Here is a 16,217-nt window from a genome sequence, read left to right on the forward strand (position 1 = left end):
AACAACAATGAAAAATTTCCAAGATAAAGTTAAAAAATTAGTGCCGGAAATGCGCCGTGTAAATCAAATCCATTTTATCGGTATTGGTGGTGCTGGTATGAGCGGTATCGCCGAAGTGTTATTGAATGAAGGCTACCAAATTTCAGGTTCGGATATTGCCGAAGGCCCTGTAACTAAACGTTTAGTTGAAGCGGGAGCAAAAGTTTTTATCGGTCATCAAGCGGAAAATATTATTGGTGCAAGCGTAGTCGTGGCTTCAAGTGCGATTGATGATACTAATCCGGAAGTAAAAGCTGCAAAAGAAGCTCGTATTCCAGTGATTCAACGTGCACAAATGTTGGCGGAAATTATGCGTTTCCGTCACGGTATCGCTATTGCGGGTACTCACGGTAAAACAACAACCACCGCAATGATTTCGATGATCTATACCGAAGCACAATTAGACCCGACTTTTGTTAATGGCGGTTTGGTTAAATCGGCAGGTAAAAATGCGCATTTAGGTGCAAGCCGCTATTTAATTGCGGAAGCGGATGAAAGCGATGCGTCATTCTTACATTTACAACCGATGGTTTCGGTGGTAACGAATATCGAGCCGGATCATATGGATACTTACGGCGGTGATTTCGAGCAGATGAAAGCAACTTACGTAAAATTCCTAAGTAACTCACCGTTCTACGGTTTAGCGGTTATGTGTGCCGATGATGAAACCGTGATGGAAATTGCACCGCAAGTCGGTCGCCAAGTTGTGACTTACGGCTTTAGTGATAAAGCTGATTACCGTATCGAAGATTACCAACAAACCGGTTTCCAAGGCCACTACACGGTAGTTTGCCCGAATGGTGAACGTATTGACGTATTGTTGAACGTACCGGGTAAACACAATGCTCTGAATGCAACTGCGGCACTTGCGGTAGCGAAAGAAGAAGGCATTGGCAACGAAGCGATTTTAGCTGCGCTTGCCGATTTCCAAGGTGCAGGCCGTCGTTTTGACCAATTAGGTTCATTTATTCGTCCGAACGGTAAAGTGATGTTAGTCGATGACTATGGTCACCATCCGACCGAAGTGGATGTAACGATTAAAGCGGCTCGTTCAGGCTGGGAAGATAAACGTGTTGTGATGATTTTCCAACCGCACCGTTATTCACGTACTCGTGATTTATTTGATGATTTCGTACAAGTGCTATCGCAAGTAGATGCGTTAATTATGCTCGAAGTGTATGCGGCAGGCGAAGCGCCGATCGTTGGTGCGGACAGTAAAGCGTTATGCCGTTCAATCCGCAATTTAGGTAAAGTAGATCCAATTTTAGTTTCAGATACCGATCAGCTTGGTGAAGTATTAGATCAAATTATCCAAGACGGCGATTTAATTCTTGCACAAGGCGCCGGCAGCGTAAGCCGTATTTCACGTGGTTTAGCAGAGAGCTGGAAAGCTTAATAAGCGGTAAGATTTGCAAAAAATTTTGCAAATCTTACCGCTTGTGAATCTTGAATTGAGTAGTAGGGGCACGATGCATTGTGTCCAAATTAAGAAAGGATAAAAAATGAGCATTAAAGATGAAAAAATTGCAGTGCTATTTGGCGGCGTTTCTCAAGAACGTGAAGTATCGCTAAATTCGGGCGCAGCAGTAACTAAAGCATTAAAATCACTAGGCTATAATGTAGAAGGTATTGATACTAAAGATTTCCCAATTGAAAAATTAAAAGAAAAAGGAATTCAACGCGTATTCAATATTTTACACGGCGGCATCGGTGAAAACGGTGTGTTACAAGGCGCATTAGAGCAAATGGGCATTCCTTATACCGGTTGTGGCGTAATGGCGTCAGCTGTAACTCTAGATAAATTCCGTACCAAATTAATGTGGCAAGCGGTTGGCTTACCAACAGCAGAAATGGTGGTTGTTCGCCGTGGTGAAGCGGTCGATTCCGAACAAATTATTGCAAAATTAGGTTTACCGGTATTTGTGAAACCTTCAAGTGAAGGTTCAAGTGTCGGCGTAACTAAAGCCAAAACGGTTGAGCAATTATTACCGGCGATAGAAGAAGCGTTAAAATTCGATTCAATCGTATTAGTTGAAGCTTTCTTGACAGGCAAGGAATATTCCGTTCCTGTATTAGATGGTCAAGTATTACCGGCAGTACAAGTGATTCCGGATGGTGAGTTTTATGACTATCATGCGAAATATGTATCGGATAATACTCAATATGTCGTGCCAGCATTAACCGATGAACGCCAAGCGGAAGTGGCAAAATTAGTTAAAGTGGCTTACGATGTGGTTGGTTGTCGTGGCTGGAGCCGAATTGATGTGATGGAAGATGCAAATGGTCACTTTAATTTAGTTGAAGTGAATACTTGTCCGGGTATGACAAGCCATAGTATTTTCCCGAAATCTGCGGCAACGGTCGGTATTCCGTTTGAAAAATTAGTCGAGCGTGTATTGGAGTTAAGTGCCTAATGGTTTCTGTTTTACGCAAAAAAACGGCACCTTCGGTTCGTTTTAAGCCGTTAAAAGCAAAATCTTCAGCAAATCCCTTTAATCGGTTGGTATTAATTAAACCGTTGATTGTGTTATTATGCGTAATCTTCGCATTTATCGTTTATAGTAATTGGCATCATTGGTTGGAGAATTTAGATAAATCTCCGATTCGAGCTTATGCACTTACTCATAAAACTCGATTCACAACAAATGCGGACGTTCGGGAAACTTTATCGCAAAAGCCTGTTCTAAAAGGATATTTCGGCCAAGATATTCAACAAGTTAAAGAGAAATTACTTGGTATTTCTTGGGTGCGAGATGTGGTAGTCAGAAAGCTTTATCCTGATCGTTTAAGCATTACGTTAATTGAGCATAATCCAGTTGCTATTTGGAATAATACGAACTTTCTTTCTGAGCAGGGTGTGGTCTTTAGTTTACCCGCAGATCGAATGGATAAAACGGGACTTCCGGTACTTTATGGGCCCGATACAGAAGGAAAAGTTGTTCTAGATGCGTGGAGTAAAATTAAAGCGGACTTAAAAGCTCGAAATTTAGAGTTGCAATCCGTTGCAGTGGATAACAGAGGTTCTTGGACGATCACTTTATCAAATCATGTAGAGCTGCGCCTCGGTCGAGGGGAATGGACACCTAAAATCGACCGTTTTGTGACGATTTTTCCGGAAATTAATGTTCCTGAAGGACAAAGACTGGCTTATGTGGATCTGCGCTATGAACATGGTGCGGCTGTCGGTTTTAGTCCTGTACATCAATAATTCTTAGCAAGCATAATATAGTGATATGACAAAAATAGCAGAATCCAAAATAATTGTCGGTTTAGATATCGGCACATCAAAAGTTGTAGCTGTTGTTGGTGAAGTTTTGCCAGACGGCGTTATAAATGTGATTGGCTCGGGTGTTTGCCCAGCTAAAGGCGTTGATCGAGGCGGTGTTATTGATTTAGATGCCGCGGTGAATTCGATTCAACGAGCAATTGAACAAGCCGAATCAGTATCGGATTGCCAAATTATTGGTGTAACGCTTGCTATTTCTGGACAACATATCACTGCTTTAAATGAAAGCGGTACTGTGCCACTTAGTGGAACAGTAACGAATGAAGATATTGATTCTGCTATTCATATTGCGCGCTCAATTAAATTACCAGATGGATTAGAAACGTTACATATTATTCCACAGGAATATAAAGTAGATCGATTACCGGCAACGAAAAACCCTGTGGGGCTATCCGGTATACGTTTACAAGCTCAAGCACATCTGATTGCTTGTCATCAAGATTGGTTACGCAATTTAAAAAATGCAGTAGAACGTGCAAAATTGAAAGTGGATAAAGTGGTCTTTTCGGGTCTTGCATCAAGTTATTCCGTATTAACCGAAGATGAGAAAGAATTAGGTGTCTGCTTAATTGATATCGGTGGCGGCACAATGGATGTTTTAGTTTATACAGATGGTGCATTACGTTTTAGTAAAGTGATTCCATTTGCTGGTAATAACGTCACTGATTATATTGCGCATGTATTTACGACTTCACGTAACGAAGCCGAAAGTATCAAAATGAATTATGGTAGTGCGATTAACCCTCCAACTCATAATGCTGAGAAAAAAATTGAGGTAGCTGGACTTGGCGGTCGAATGCCGAGAACCTTCACTAAGACGCAAGTTGCGACAGTCACTTCACAATGTTATAGTGATTTATTGAAGGTAGTGGAGAACGAGTTAACTCAATTACGCCATGAATTGTTCCAAAAAGGCATAAAACAGGAATTAATGGCAGGTTTTGTGCTTACTGGTGGTGGTTCGCAAATCGAAGATATTGTAGAATGTGCAAGAAATATCTTCGGCTCTCAAGTAAGAGTTGGATATCCGTTAAATATTACGGGGTTAACGGACTATGTAAATAAACCACAATATGCAACAGTACTCGGTCTTCTACAGTATAGCCATTACAATTCTGACGAAAAGGGTAGCGGTGGTGAAATTGGTGAGAAAGTAGATACGCTCCTTGATGTTTTAGGCAGAGGCGTAAAGAAAGCTGTTAATTGGGCAAAATCGAGTTTTTAATAGTGTTGACGAGCAAGTTGGCACGTAGGGAGATGAAAAATGTTTGAACCTATTTATGAAACAACACAAGATGCGGTAATCAAGGTTGTTGGCGTTGGCGGCGGTGGCGGTAATGCGCTAAACCATATGGTTGACGGAAACCTAAATAACGAAGGTGTTGGTGGCGTTGAGTTTTTCTCAGTGAATACGGATGCGCAAGTATTGCGTACAAGTTCTGTTCGCCAAACCATTCAAATTGGTGCGAATATCACTAAAGGTTTAGGTGCTGGCGCAAATCCGAATGTAGGTCGTCAAGCTGCAGAAGAAGACCGTGAAGCATTATCTAATATGCTTGCAGGTGCGGACATGGTATTTATCTCTGCCGGTATGGGCGGTGGTACGGGTACTGGTGCGGCACCGGTTATTGCAGATATTGCAAAATCACAAGGTTCATTAACAGTTGCAATCGTAACGAAACCGTTCCGTTTTGAAGGTAACAAACGTATGAGCTATGCGGAACAAGGCATTCAAGAGCTGTCTAAACACGTAGACTCATTAATCATCATCCCGAATGATAAATTATTAAAAGTATTACCGAAAAATACGAAAATGATGGATGCTTTTAAAGCGGCAAATGATATTTTACGCAATGCCGTTTTAGGGATTACCGATATGATTACCTCACCGGGTTTAATCAACGTGGACTTTGCAGACGTGAAAACAGTTATGTCTGAAATGGGACGTGCAATGATGGGTACCGGTATTGCAGAGGGTGAAGATCGCGCAGAGCGTGCGGCACATGATGCGGTAGCAAGCCCTCTATTAGAAGATGTTGATTTATCCGGTGCAAAAGGTATCTTAGTAAGTATTTCATCAGGTTTAGATATTGAACTTAACGAAGTTGATGTAATCATGGATTATATCCATAGCTTTGCAGCTCCAGATGCAACAATCGTATTCGGTACATCGGTTTACCCTGAAATGGATGGTAAATTACGAGTGACTTTAGTTGCGACAGGTATTGGTCAAGCAGAAGAATTAACTTTACCAAGAACACCGGTGTTGCAGCAGCAAGTTCAAGCTGCATATCAGCCACAGGCACAACCGGCTCAGCCAGCATTTTCGCAGCCTCAGCAAGGCTATACTCAGCAACCGACTCAATTTAGCCAATCGCAACCTGCGGCACCAAAACCACAACAAGTTGATTCTTCTCAAGTTTGGTCTCCGAACTCAATTCCAGGGTTTATGAGAAACGGTCAGTAAGATCGCCCAATATAGGGAATAAGGACAGAATAATGATTAAACAAAGAACGCTAAAACAAGCAACCAAAGTAACAGGTATCGGCTTGCACAGCGGTAAAAAAGTAACGTTAACGTTACGTCCTGCCCCAGCTAATACGGGGATTATTTACGCTCGTACAGATTTAGAGCCAGCAGTTTATTTTCCTGCAAGTGCGGAATCCATTCGTGATACGCAACTTTGTACTTGTATGATTAATGATGACGGTGTACGTATTTCAACGGTTGAACACTTAAATGCGGCAATGGCTTCATTAGGTTTAGATAACTTAATTGTTGAAGTAGATGCGCCTGAAATTCCGATTATGGACGGCAGTGCGAGCCCATTCATCTATTTATTATTAGATGCTGGTATTGAAGAGCAAGATGCACCGAAAAAATTCATCCGTATCAAAGAGACGGTACGTGTGGAAGAAGGTGATAAATGGGCGGAAATGAAACCTTATAGTAAAGGTTTAAAATTAGATTTCACTATTGATTTTAGCCATCCGATGATCAGCAAAGATGTATGTAATTTCAAAATGGAATTATCTGCTGAAAACTTTATCCACAAAATCAGCCGTGCAAGAACTTTCACTTTTATGAAGGATGTTGAATATCTTCAATCAATCGGCTTAGCATTAGGCGGTAGCCTTGATAATGCGATTGTATTAGATGAATATCGTATCCTGAATGAAGAAGGCCTACGCTATAAAGATGAATTAGTGAAGCACAAAATGTTAGACTCAATCGGCGACTTATTTATGTGTGGCTATAATATCCTTGGTGATTTCAGCGCATATAAATCAGGACACGGTTTAAATAACAAATTATTACGTGCAATCCTTGCTAACGAAAATGCTTGGGAATTTGTAACCTTTGAAGACAAAGAACAAGCTCCGCAGGGTTATCGTATTGGTGAACAAGTCTTTATTTAATAGTAAGATTGATTAGTTTGAAAATCCTCGTTGATGAAAATCAGAGAGGATTTTTTTATGGCAAGCGGTCGGATTCAGCAAAAATTTTGCAAAAATACTTTACTGTTCAAAAAAACAGTTATAATATATATCCATACAGGATATATTTTTACAGGTATTTTATGCTCACTCAATTAACGGTTAATAATTTTGCGATTGTTCGTCACTTAACGCTAGAGCTGAATGAAGGAATGTCCGTGATTACCGGTGAGACTGGTGCGGGCAAATCAATCGCAATTGACGCATTAAGCCTTTGTTTAGGTTATCGTTCCGAAAGCAGTATGATTCGTAATGGGGCGGATAAAGCGGATATTACCGCAACTTTTACTATGCAACCGACCAGCCCGGCTTATTTGTGGTTACAGCAGCATGAGTTATTGGATGAAGATAATCCTCAAGAATGTATTTTACGCCGTATGATTAACCAAGAAGGGCGTTCTAAAGCATTTGTGAATAATCGCCCGTTACCTATTTCTCAGCTACGAGAATTAGGTCAATATCTAATTCATTTGAACGGTCAGCACGCACCGCAATTGCTGTTAAAGAGCGAATATCAGTTGGAAGTTCTGAATAACTATGCGGGAATCCATAGTTTACTGAATGAAATGAGCAGCCAATATCATCGTTGGAAGAAATTACACCAGCAAGTTAAAAATTTTCGTCAGCAGTGTCAAGAGAATGAAGCCCGTAAACAGCTATTGCAATATCAAGTGGATGAATTGGATGAGTTTGCTATCAAGCAGGGCGAATTTGAAGAAATGGAAGAAACGCATAGCCGGTTATCCAATTCTGAAACATTAACCGCATTATCTCAAGAAGTAACGGATTTGCTTAGTGAAAATGAATTAAATGTCGATTCAATGTTATATAAAGCGATTAATCATTTAGAAGATCTTGTTGAGGTGGATACAGGTTATCAATCAGCACTAAATATGCTAAACGAAGCGCTTATTCAAGTGCAGGAAGCCAGTTCTGAAGTAAGTGATTTAGCCAGCAAAATAGAGCAAGATCCGGATTTACTCAATGAGTTGGATACACGTATTAGTAAGACGATTCAATTCGCCCGCAAGCATCATGTATTGCCGGAAAACTTATGGCAACATCATTCGCTACTCCAAGATGAATTACAAAAGTTGGTAGATTTTGCCGGAAATGAAGAACAGCTAATTGCAGATGAACAAGCGGCTTATCAACAATCTATTCAGCTGGCAGAGCAAATTTACCAAAAGCGTCTTGAGGCAGGTAAAAAATTAGCTGAGCAAGTGACTGCACAAATTAAGTATCTTGCAATGGAAAATGGTGAATTTTTTATTGATGTGCAACACGATGCTAAAAAATTATCGAGTAATGGAGCGGATTTCGTTGAATTTAACTTACGCAGCAATTTAGGGCAGCAGGCTCAGCCGCTAGCCAAGATAGCTTCTGGTGGTGAGTTATCTCGTATTTCATTGGCGGTACAGGTGCTGACAGCAAATAAATTATCTACGCCAACCATTATTTTCGATGAGGTGGATGTCGGAATTAGCGGCCCGACAGCAACCACAGTTGGCAAGTTGTTACGCCAATTAGGTAAGAAATGTCAGGTGCTTTGTGTGACACATTTACCACAAGTGGCAAGCTACGGCCATCATCATTTTAATGTGCAAAAGTATGTGGAAAATAATCAGACGGAAACTCAAATGTCGTTATTAACCCAAGCAGAGCGAGTGCAAGCCTTAGCAAGGTTATTAGGCGGAAGCAAAATTACCGATGCGGTACTGGCTAATGCGCAAGAGATGTTAGATTTAGTGGAATAAAATAAGCGGTCGTTTTTGAGAATAACTAAGTATTTTGCAAAGTTTTTCCTAAAAACGACCGCTTGTTTTCCATATCATGCATTATTGTAAGTGCATGATTTTGAACATGACTTATTCACTAAAGAAACTGAGTTAAATCAATCACTTTATCGCAGCTTTTTTCAATCAAATAGGGATCGTGGCTCACTATCACTAATGCACATTGACGCTGGCGACATTGCTTGATTAATAATTCAATCGTTTCTTTTTGCGTGATCGGATCTAAACGAGAAGTCACTTCATCAGCAAAAAGTAACACTGGTTCAAGCAATAATGCACGTAAGATCGCCACACGTTGCAATTCTCCGCCAGAAACATTTTCTGCATTACGGGCAAGAATTTCCGGAGTAAGCGCCAGTTGTTGCAATAAGCTTGGAATCTTCGAACGATCTAACTTGTGTTTATCTATCACATCGTCTAACAGTGTTTGTAAACTAACTGTCGGCGCAAAGGCTTCCGGCGGATCTTGGTACAGCTTTAACACCTGATGTTTTTTGTGCTGTTGGCTGTGCCAAATCACTTCACCGGCTTTTGGTTTGAGTAAACCGCATAATACATCGGCGAGCGTACTTTTACCGATACCGCTGTATCCGACAACACCTAAGATTTCGCCTTGGTGTAAGTCAAATGAAAGTCCGCTGAACAGTGTTCGTTTGCCTCGTGCAACACTCAGATTTTTCACCGATACAAGCGGTTGATTTTTTGCAAAATTTTGCGAATTTTCGACCGCTTGCCAATGTTTGGGATCTGCGACAATCAAGGCTTTGGTATATGGATGGTGCGGGTTAGTAAGCAGTGTTTTCGCTGCACCTTTTTCTAATAACTGTCCTTTTTTCATCACTAAGATCTCGCCACCTAGCTGTTCGGCAACTTCAATGTCATGGGTAATCGTGAGTAAACCGCCTTGATGTTGATGAGTCTGTTTTAGCAATTGGATCACATTGGCTTTGCTTTTTGGGTCAAGCCCTTTGGTCGGTTCTTCAGCCAATAAAATTTTACCACCGGCAGCGGTAACGATAGCAAAAGAAGCTCGTTGAGCCATACCGCCGGACAGTTGATGAGGGTAAGCTGTTTCCCACGATTTTAAGCCCAAATGCTCAAGAGTGCTTGTTCCTGCATTTTTTGCCGCTTGTTTATCCTTGTTAGCGATAAAGAAAAAGCTTTCCCAAAGCTGTTTGCCAATCGTCATAATTGGATCAAGCGCACGGCGAGGCTCTTGCGGCAACATTACCAAAGTTTTACCCCAAAGTGATTCGAGCTGAGAGTTTTTAGGTTGGCGATTTTCTACAAAAATTTGACCGCTTGCTTCTAATCCTTCCGGTAAAGCACCCATAATAGCTTGAATCAATAAGCTTTTGCCTGAACCGGTTTCACCGAGAATGGTGATATTTTTACCTTGTTCTAGTGTTAAGCTGATCGGCTCAACTAAGGTTAAGCCTGCGGTGGTTTTTACTCCAACATTTTTAATTTGTAGTAATGCCATTATTTTACTCTCCCTGATAAAAGTTGAAGACTAAGCACCATTAAAAATACCGCAACTACCGGCTGCATAAAGATCCACGGAGCTTCATAGTAATAAGGGAATAATTCAGTCATCATTAAACCCAATTCTGCTGTAGGCGGGCGTAATCCTACATTTACAAATCCAAGCGTAGCTAATGCTAGAATTGCATTACCTAGCGAAAAAGCGCTTAAGGTTACAATCAGTGGCAGTAATCGTGGTAAAAGGTGGCGTTTAAAGCTATAAAATAAGCCCATTCCCATTAAACGGGAGGATTCGATTTCAGCACTGGAAGCAAGCGTTTGGCTGACTGCTCGAATCACACGGAAAAACTCTACCCACATCACTAAAGCGATACCTAAATAAAGCGTCCAAAATGACCCTGGGGACAATGAAGCAAATAGCAGAATTAATAATAAGCCGGGGAGTGCCATTACCAAATCGCAAATGAAGCTGAATAGTCGATCAAGCCAACCACCGAAAAAGCCGGCTAAAATCCCGCATAGCAATCCGGCAACTAACGCACAAAATACGCTAAAAAGAGATAAACCAAATGATAAACGGATCGCCGAGGCAAGGCGAGCTAACATATCTCTCCCAAGATGATCTGTGCCAAACCACGCGAGTTCACTGGGTTTGGAAAGAATTGTTGTCAGATCTTGGAAGCCAATATCCATTGGGTAAAAATAGGGCTGTAAAAAGGCAAAAGAGAGCAATACGGTAAGAATCGCTGCACCGACTTTTTGGCTAAATATCATTTTATTCATTGTTATTCTCCATGACGTTTATTGGTAATTCGAGGATCAATCCAGGCACTTAGCATATCTGCACCCATATTTAACAGGACAAATAAACCGCCCATTACCAATGAAGTCCCTTGGATCATCGGCACATCTCTAGCAATAACGGCATGCACTAAGGCATGTCCACTGCCCGGCCAAGCGAAGAGACTTTCTACCACAACCACACCTTCAATCAAATAAACTAGCTGTACTGCATGGTAAGCAATTACTGGAATAGCGATATTGCGGATACCATGGCGAGTAAAGGTTTGCCATTTAGATAGCCCTTTTAAACGTGCGAATTGGTAATATTCGGATTGTTTTACTTGCAGCATTGCCGCACGAGTAACACGTACCGAAACAGCACTCAGTCCTAATGCTAATGTTAAAGCCGGTAAAATAAAGTGCTGCCATTTGCCGTAACCGCCGGCGGGTAGCCAGTGTAGTGTTGCCGAAAAGAGCGTAATTAGTCCGATGGCAATAATAAATGCCGGTACGGAACGAAACAGAGTGCTAAATACGAGGGTGAAGCGGTCAAAAAAGCCATTTTCTTTGCGAGCGGCAAGCACTCCAAGAATCGGGCCAATCAGAACAGCCATGACAAGTGCAACTATAGCAAGGCTAAGTGTGTGCCCGAACTGATGGGCAATTTCGTTCCAAACTAAATCACCGGTTACTAGAGATTTACCTAAATTAAGTTGTAAAAGGTCAACTAGCCAATTTTCGTAGCTTTGCCACCACGGTTGATCTAGCCCTAGTTCGGCGCGTACCAATTCGGCAGCAGCGCTATCGGCTTGATCATAGCCGTAACGACTCGCTGCTATACGATAAGCTATATCACCGGAGAGTTGGAGAGTAAGAATAAAAGTAAGCGTACCGACTGACCAAATCACTAAAATGATTTGCAGTAATCGTCTAAAAATAATATTAAGCATATTTCTAACCATGAATTCATTAAAAAACACGGAATTTGCCCAAGAGTCTGTGCTATTTTCCGTGTTTTAAATGCTAATTTGATAATGTTATTTTGTAAGTCTTTCTAAAAAGAACCTTCTTTCGAACGGATCAAGTGTAACACCTTTGATATCATTGTGGGTCGCAACATTTTGCTGATAATACACTACCGGAATAATCGGCAACTCATCGTGAATGATTTGGCTAACAGTTTGCTTTAACTGTTTAGCTTGTTGCGGATCACGTTCCGTTTCGATTTTCTCTAACGTTTGCGCTAATAGTTCGTTATTCCAGTTCATCACGCCCCAATCACTGCCGCCTTTCGCATAATCTTGTACGATTACACCGAACGGATCGATGGTTTTACCATAGTTCAGCGCATATAACGCCATCTCTAAACTACCGTCTTGGTGACCGGCAGGGATTTCACTAAAGTTACCTACAGACACATTCACATCAATCCCGATTTGTTTCCATTGCGCTTGCAAAATTGTAGCAATAATTGGTAATTCCGGACGATCTGAGAAGGTTCTTAATGTGAAGCGGAACGGTTTGCCTGCATTATCGGTTAATTTTCCTTCAGTATTGAATTGGTAACCGGCTGCAATCAGGTTCTGCTTGATTGTTGCGATATCTACATTTTCATCTTTATTTTCTACGCGCCAATCTGCAAAGGCTTTCGGTAGAATTTGATCAGCTACACCATCTTCGATTTTTAATACTTGCTCTGCAATCGCTTTACGGTTAATTGCTTGTGAAAGTGCTTGGCGAACTGCTAAGTCTTTAAAAAACGGTTTAGCCACATCCATTTTCATCTGAATCGTACGAGCAATTGGACTACTGGTTAAAGTTAAATCAGGATTGTTTTTTAAACGAGCAACACTCGCCGTATCTAAGTTAAACACTAATGATGTTGCATCGCTTTGAGCCATTAATACGCGAGTTTCACTACGGCTGCTTGCTAAATAATTTGCATGAAGAACTTTAGGTTTTTCTCCCCAATATTGTTCAAAGCGAATTGCTTCTATTTTTTGCGGGGCTTCAATTTTATTTGCTTTAAATGCGCCTGTACCGATTAATTTAACAACTTCATTTTTTTCATTAAATGATTCTTCAGCTAAAATAATTGTTGAATAATGGGTTAAAAATGCAGGGAACGGTACAAAGGATTTTGTTAATTTAAATTTAATTTGATTCTGATTTAAAACATTAATTTCTTTAATAAATGCCTTTTTTAGAATGCTTGGTTGATTCATTACTAAATTTAAATTCTTTACAACAATTTGAGCATTTAATTTTTCACCGTTATGGAAGGTGGCATCTCGTAAGGTGAAAGTCCATTCCGTTGCATCTTCATTGCTTTTCCATTCAGTCGCAAGCCCAGGGATTAACTCTCCTTTTTCACTTGCTTCAACTAAGGTCTCTGCTAAGTTCATTCGCTGGAAAATAACACCGGATTGAGTCGGATGTAAGCTATTTAGTTCCCAAGGCGCAATAACGGTAACTTGTGTTAACTCATTGTTTTTTAATTCATTTATTTCAGTTTTTTTCGTGTCTTGTTGGATGTTTTGAGCAACCGATTTATCTTCACAACCCACAGTAAACAGTGTAGTTGCAAGTAATGGGAATAGCCATTTTTTCATTATAATTTCCTTTTAATTTAGTCAGGTATTTTACAGATATGGCGCTGACTCTATCATAAATCCATAAAAAAGTAGTTATTTGTTTTGTAAAGATAACCAAGCAAATCCGATGTGTAATAAAGAATATATTTTTATAGTGGAGATCCGATTAGTCAGTAAATATAGATTAAAAGATATATATTCATTTAGTTCCTTATTAGATTATTTATCTAAATAAGATTGAATGTTGTTTACGATTAATTTGATAAAGAATAAATAAAATTTAACTGAAAGAAATCAAATTCCTTAATTTGAGGTGGGAATATGTATGTCAATAAGAAAATGAGTAAAACGATAATTGCATTAGCTTTATCATCTCTTTATACAACATCTATGGCAAATGAATTAACCACGGCAACTGTTACTGCGGATAACTTAAATAAAGTTATTGTTAATTCAGATAATAATTTAAACCTTGCAGCACAAGGAAATACATTAAATATTTCTTCTGCTGATAATGTCGCATTTTCGTCAGTAAAGACAACGACATTACGTAGTGATGCAATTAATGCAACTCAAATTAATATGGGTTCTATTACTGCATCAGGTGCAGTAAATGCTACCCAAGTCAACGCTGCTTCATTAACGGCTTCTGATGCAGTGAATGCGACGAAAATCAATACAGCATCATTAACCGCATCAAATGCAGTAAATGCAACCCAAATTAATACCGCATCGTTAACCGCTTCAAATGCGGTGAATTCACAAAAAATGAATGCGGAAAACGTAAAATCAACAACAGTTGATGCAAAAGCGGTAAATGCAACTCAAGTGAATACTGATTCTATTACCGCTCGTGCCGCAGTAAATGCACCCCAAATTAACACCGCTTCATTAATGGCATCAGATGCGGTTAATGCGACACAAATTAATACGGCGTTGTTAACAGCATCAAATGCGGTGAATGCAACGCAAATTAATACGGCATCGTTAACTGCTTCAAATACAGTAAATTCACAAAAAGTGAATGCGGAAAAAGTTAATACAAATTATTTGGCCGCATCAGGTATTATTGATGCAGCACGTGTTAGAACGGGGTCATTAGCAGCTTCAGGTGTGATTGATGCAGCTCGTGTAAGAACAGAATCATTAGCGGTTTCAGGTGTATTTGATGCGAATAGAATCCGTACGGCAAGTTTCTCTTCAAATAATACAGTAAATACAGATAACTTACATGTTGTAAAAACAATTAATGTTGCTAATGGTCCGCAAATTAGTTCAAGTGGTATTACTAATTTAGCCGCTGGTGATATTTCTGAATTCAGTACAGATGCAATCAATGGTGGACAGCTATATCAAATTTTAGTGAGTAATGCATTACTTTATTATCCAAACATTGCTCCTTTAGAGTTAGTAAGTAACACAGGCTTAACCAGTGAAGCGGAGAGTACAGAGGCTGTACCTAGAAGTAGCCGTAGCAGAAGATCATTAGATAGTTTTGAGGATTTTAGCGCAGATCCTGAATTAATGACGATGACAGTAGATCCGGTAAACCTTGTTCTGGAAAGTGTAGATAGTGCTACGGCGGAAGCATTCCTTGAGACGTTAGCTGTCGTATCTACTGCAGATATAGCAACCTCTGCACGTGTAAATGCAGATCAAATTGTTGCAGGCTCTTCTGAGATTGCGCGTATTGATAGTAATGTAATGAATGCTAACCAAGCAGTTGCAAGCACTTCTGTCAGCGTAACAAATGGACCAGAGCTTACGACATCAGGTATTGATGCGGCAGATAAAACAATTAGCAATGTTAAAGCCGGTACAAATAGTGCTGATACGTTAGTGGATACTTGGACATTGGAACAAGGCGATAGCTTAACCTTTGGTGCGACTTCAGATCTAAATGTGACTACAGACGGTCAAAGCAAAGTGGTATATGGCTTATCTGATGAAGTGAAAGCTAAGATTGATACGGCAGCGGCAGCAAATAAAGGCGTGAATGTTTCAACTAAAGCAGCAGATGGTAAAGTTACTACCCATAACGTGAAATCGGGTGAAACGGTAGCAGTACATTCAGGTAAAAATATTGCAATTACTCAAAATGCGAATACGATTACTGTAGCGACTATCGATAATCCGACTTTTGCGAAAGTAACGGCGGATTCGGTTTCAGTTAAGAATGGCCCAACGATTGATAGCAACGGCATTAATATGAATAACAAACGTATTACTAATGTTGCGGATGGTGTTGAAGCAGGTGACGCAGTAAATGTACGCCAGTTAAATCAAACACATAATGATTTTGACAAACGTCTGAACCGTTTAAACAAAGATCGTAAAGCCGGTACGGTATCTGCAATTGCTACGGCTGGTTTATTACAAGCACCGGCAGGTCAATCAGGTGTTACGGCAGCGGTTGGTCAATATGAAAGCCAAAGTGCGGTAGCGGTAGGTTACTCACAATCTCTACCAAGCGGTGTTGGCGTGAAAGTATCTTTCAGTGCAAATACACGTAAAGAACTTGGCGGCTCCGTAGGTATGGGTTATTTCTGGTAATTTGTACTTTGAATCAGATATAAGAAAAATGCGACCTTAAGGTCGCATTTTTTACTTAAATCAAGCGGTGATTTTTTGCAAAAAATTCCGGTATTATGTAGCAGTTGCACAAAGACCAAAATTTAAACAAAACTGCACAAAAATGCCCTTATTTCGATAAGGGCATTGTTTTTACTATAATTG

At 40.2% G+C, this 16,217-nt stretch carries 12 protein-coding genes; 8 read left to right on the forward strand and 4 right to left on the reverse strand.

Annotation, left to right across the window (positions count from 1 at the left end; genetic code table 11):
• The first annotated feature begins 7 nt into the window (after positions 1 to 7).
• The 7 genes from murC to recN all read left to right on the forward strand — a co-directional run bounded on the left by murC (position 8) and on the right by recN (position 8,580).
• Positions 8 to 1,435 carry a UDP-N-acetylmuramate--L-alanine ligase gene (gene murC, locus HMPREF0027_RS03245; RefSeq protein WP_005622220.1) on the forward strand — a complete coding sequence of 476 codons (1,428 nt, stop codon included), beginning with the start codon at positions 8 to 10 and terminating at the stop codon, positions 1,433 to 1,435.
• Positions 1,436 to 1,541: 106 nt separating this feature from the next.
• Positions 1,542 to 2,453 carry a D-alanine--D-alanine ligase gene (locus HMPREF0027_RS03250; protein WP_005622223.1) on the forward strand — a complete coding sequence of 304 codons (912 nt, stop codon included), beginning with the start codon at positions 1,542 to 1,544 and terminating at the stop codon, positions 2,451 to 2,453.
• A complete protein-coding gene (locus HMPREF0027_RS03255; RefSeq protein ID WP_005622225.1) occupies positions 2,453 to 3,247 on the forward strand; it encodes a cell division protein FtsQ/DivIB in 795 nt (264 codons plus the stop codon). Before HMPREF0027_RS03250 ends, HMPREF0027_RS03255 begins: the two co-directional genes overlap by 1 nt.
• Positions 3,248 to 3,272: 25 nt before the next feature.
• A complete protein-coding gene (gene ftsA / locus HMPREF0027_RS03260; RefSeq protein WP_005622227.1) occupies positions 3,273 to 4,550 on the forward strand; it encodes a cell division protein FtsA in 1,278 nt (425 codons plus the stop codon).
• A gap of 39 nt (positions 4,551 to 4,589) precedes the next feature.
• Positions 4,590 to 5,792: a cell division protein FtsZ gene (ftsZ, locus tag HMPREF0027_RS03265; protein WP_005622229.1), complete on the forward strand. Its 1,203-nt coding sequence runs from the start codon at positions 4,590 to 4,592 to the stop codon at positions 5,790 to 5,792.
• Positions 5,793 to 5,824: 32 nt separating this feature from the next.
• Positions 5,825 to 6,745, forward strand: coding sequence for a UDP-3-O-acyl-N-acetylglucosamine deacetylase (lpxC, locus tag HMPREF0027_RS03270; RefSeq protein WP_005622231.1), 921 nt, complete (start codon positions 5,825 to 5,827; stop codon positions 6,743 to 6,745).
• Between the two features lie 161 nt (positions 6,746 to 6,906).
• Entirely contained in the window at positions 6,907 to 8,580 is a 1,674-nt protein-coding gene (gene recN / locus HMPREF0027_RS03275) for a DNA repair protein RecN (protein WP_044024241.1), read from the forward strand.
• Between the two features lie 118 nt (positions 8,581 to 8,698).
• On the opposite strand, the gene HMPREF0027_RS03280 is transcribed toward recN, so the two are convergent.
• The 4 genes from HMPREF0027_RS03280 to HMPREF0027_RS03295 form a co-directional block, all read right to left on the reverse strand.
• Complete coding sequence (locus HMPREF0027_RS03280) at positions 8,699 to 10,102, reverse strand: ABC transporter ATP-binding protein (protein ID WP_005622235.1); 1,404 nt, start codon at positions 10,100 to 10,102, stop codon at positions 8,699 to 8,701.
• Positions 10,102 to 10,887 carry an ABC transporter permease gene (locus HMPREF0027_RS03285; protein WP_005622236.1) on the reverse strand — a complete coding sequence of 262 codons (786 nt, stop codon included), beginning with the start codon at positions 10,885 to 10,887 and terminating at the stop codon, positions 10,102 to 10,104. The genes HMPREF0027_RS03280 and HMPREF0027_RS03285 overlap by 1 nt, the downstream gene beginning before the upstream one ends.
• Before the next feature lie 2 nt (positions 10,888 to 10,889).
• Complete coding sequence (locus HMPREF0027_RS03290; RefSeq protein WP_044024242.1) at positions 10,890 to 11,837, reverse strand: ABC transporter permease; 948 nt, start codon at positions 11,835 to 11,837, stop codon at positions 10,890 to 10,892.
• 87 nt (positions 11,838 to 11,924) lie between these two features.
• On the reverse strand, positions 11,925 to 13,499 hold the full coding sequence (locus tag HMPREF0027_RS03295) for an ABC transporter substrate-binding protein (RefSeq protein WP_005622239.1): 1,575 nt from the start codon (positions 13,497 to 13,499) through the stop codon (positions 11,925 to 11,927).
• A gap of 303 nt (positions 13,500 to 13,802) precedes the next feature.
• Between HMPREF0027_RS03295 and HMPREF0027_RS03300 the strand changes: the two genes are divergently transcribed.
• Positions 13,803 to 16,034, forward strand: coding sequence for a YadA family autotransporter adhesin (locus HMPREF0027_RS03300; protein WP_005622241.1), 2,232 nt, complete (start codon positions 13,803 to 13,805; stop codon positions 16,032 to 16,034).
• The last annotated feature ends 183 nt before the right edge of the window (positions 16,035 to 16,217 follow it).

It is taken from the genome of Actinobacillus ureae ATCC 25976 (assembly GCF_000188255.1).
Lineage (GTDB): Bacteria > Pseudomonadota > Gammaproteobacteria > Enterobacterales > Pasteurellaceae > Actinobacillus > Actinobacillus ureae.

What these genes read in the sequence shown, in the direction of transcription:
- HMPREF0027_RS03300 (WP_005622241.1), top strand. Translation starts at nt 13,803, where the DNA reads ATGTATGTCAATAAGAAAATGAGTAAAACGATAATTGCATTAGCTTTA.
- HMPREF0027_RS03285 (WP_005622236.1), bottom strand. Translation starts at nt 10,887, where the DNA reads ATGAATAAAATGATATTTAGCCAAAAAGTCGGTGCAGCGATTCTTACC.
- HMPREF0027_RS03255 (WP_005622225.1), top strand. Translation starts at nt 2,453, where the DNA reads ATGGTTTCTGTTTTACGCAAAAAAACGGCACCTTCGGTTCGTTTTAAG.
- lpxC (WP_005622231.1), top strand. Translation starts at nt 5,825, where the DNA reads ATGATTAAACAAAGAACGCTAAAACAAGCAACCAAAGTAACAGGTATC.
- HMPREF0027_RS03290 (WP_044024242.1), bottom strand. Translation starts at nt 11,837, where the DNA reads ATGCTTAATATTATTTTTAGACGATTACTGCAAATCATTTTAGTGATT.
- HMPREF0027_RS03295 (WP_005622239.1), bottom strand. Translation starts at nt 13,499, where the DNA reads ATGAAAAAATGGCTATTCCCATTACTTGCAACTACACTGTTTACTGTG.
- HMPREF0027_RS03250 (WP_005622223.1), top strand. Translation starts at nt 1,542, where the DNA reads ATGAGCATTAAAGATGAAAAAATTGCAGTGCTATTTGGCGGCGTTTCT.
- ftsA (WP_005622227.1), top strand. Translation starts at nt 3,273, where the DNA reads ATGACAAAAATAGCAGAATCCAAAATAATTGTCGGTTTAGATATCGGC.
- recN (WP_044024241.1), top strand. Translation starts at nt 6,907, where the DNA reads ATGCTCACTCAATTAACGGTTAATAATTTTGCGATTGTTCGTCACTTA.
- ftsZ (WP_005622229.1), top strand. Translation starts at nt 4,590, where the DNA reads ATGTTTGAACCTATTTATGAAACAACACAAGATGCGGTAATCAAGGTT.
- murC (WP_005622220.1), top strand. Translation starts at nt 8, where the DNA reads ATGAAAAATTTCCAAGATAAAGTTAAAAAATTAGTGCCGGAAATGCGC.
- HMPREF0027_RS03280 (WP_005622235.1), bottom strand. Translation starts at nt 10,102, where the DNA reads ATGGCATTACTACAAATTAAAAATGTTGGAGTAAAAACCACCGCAGGC.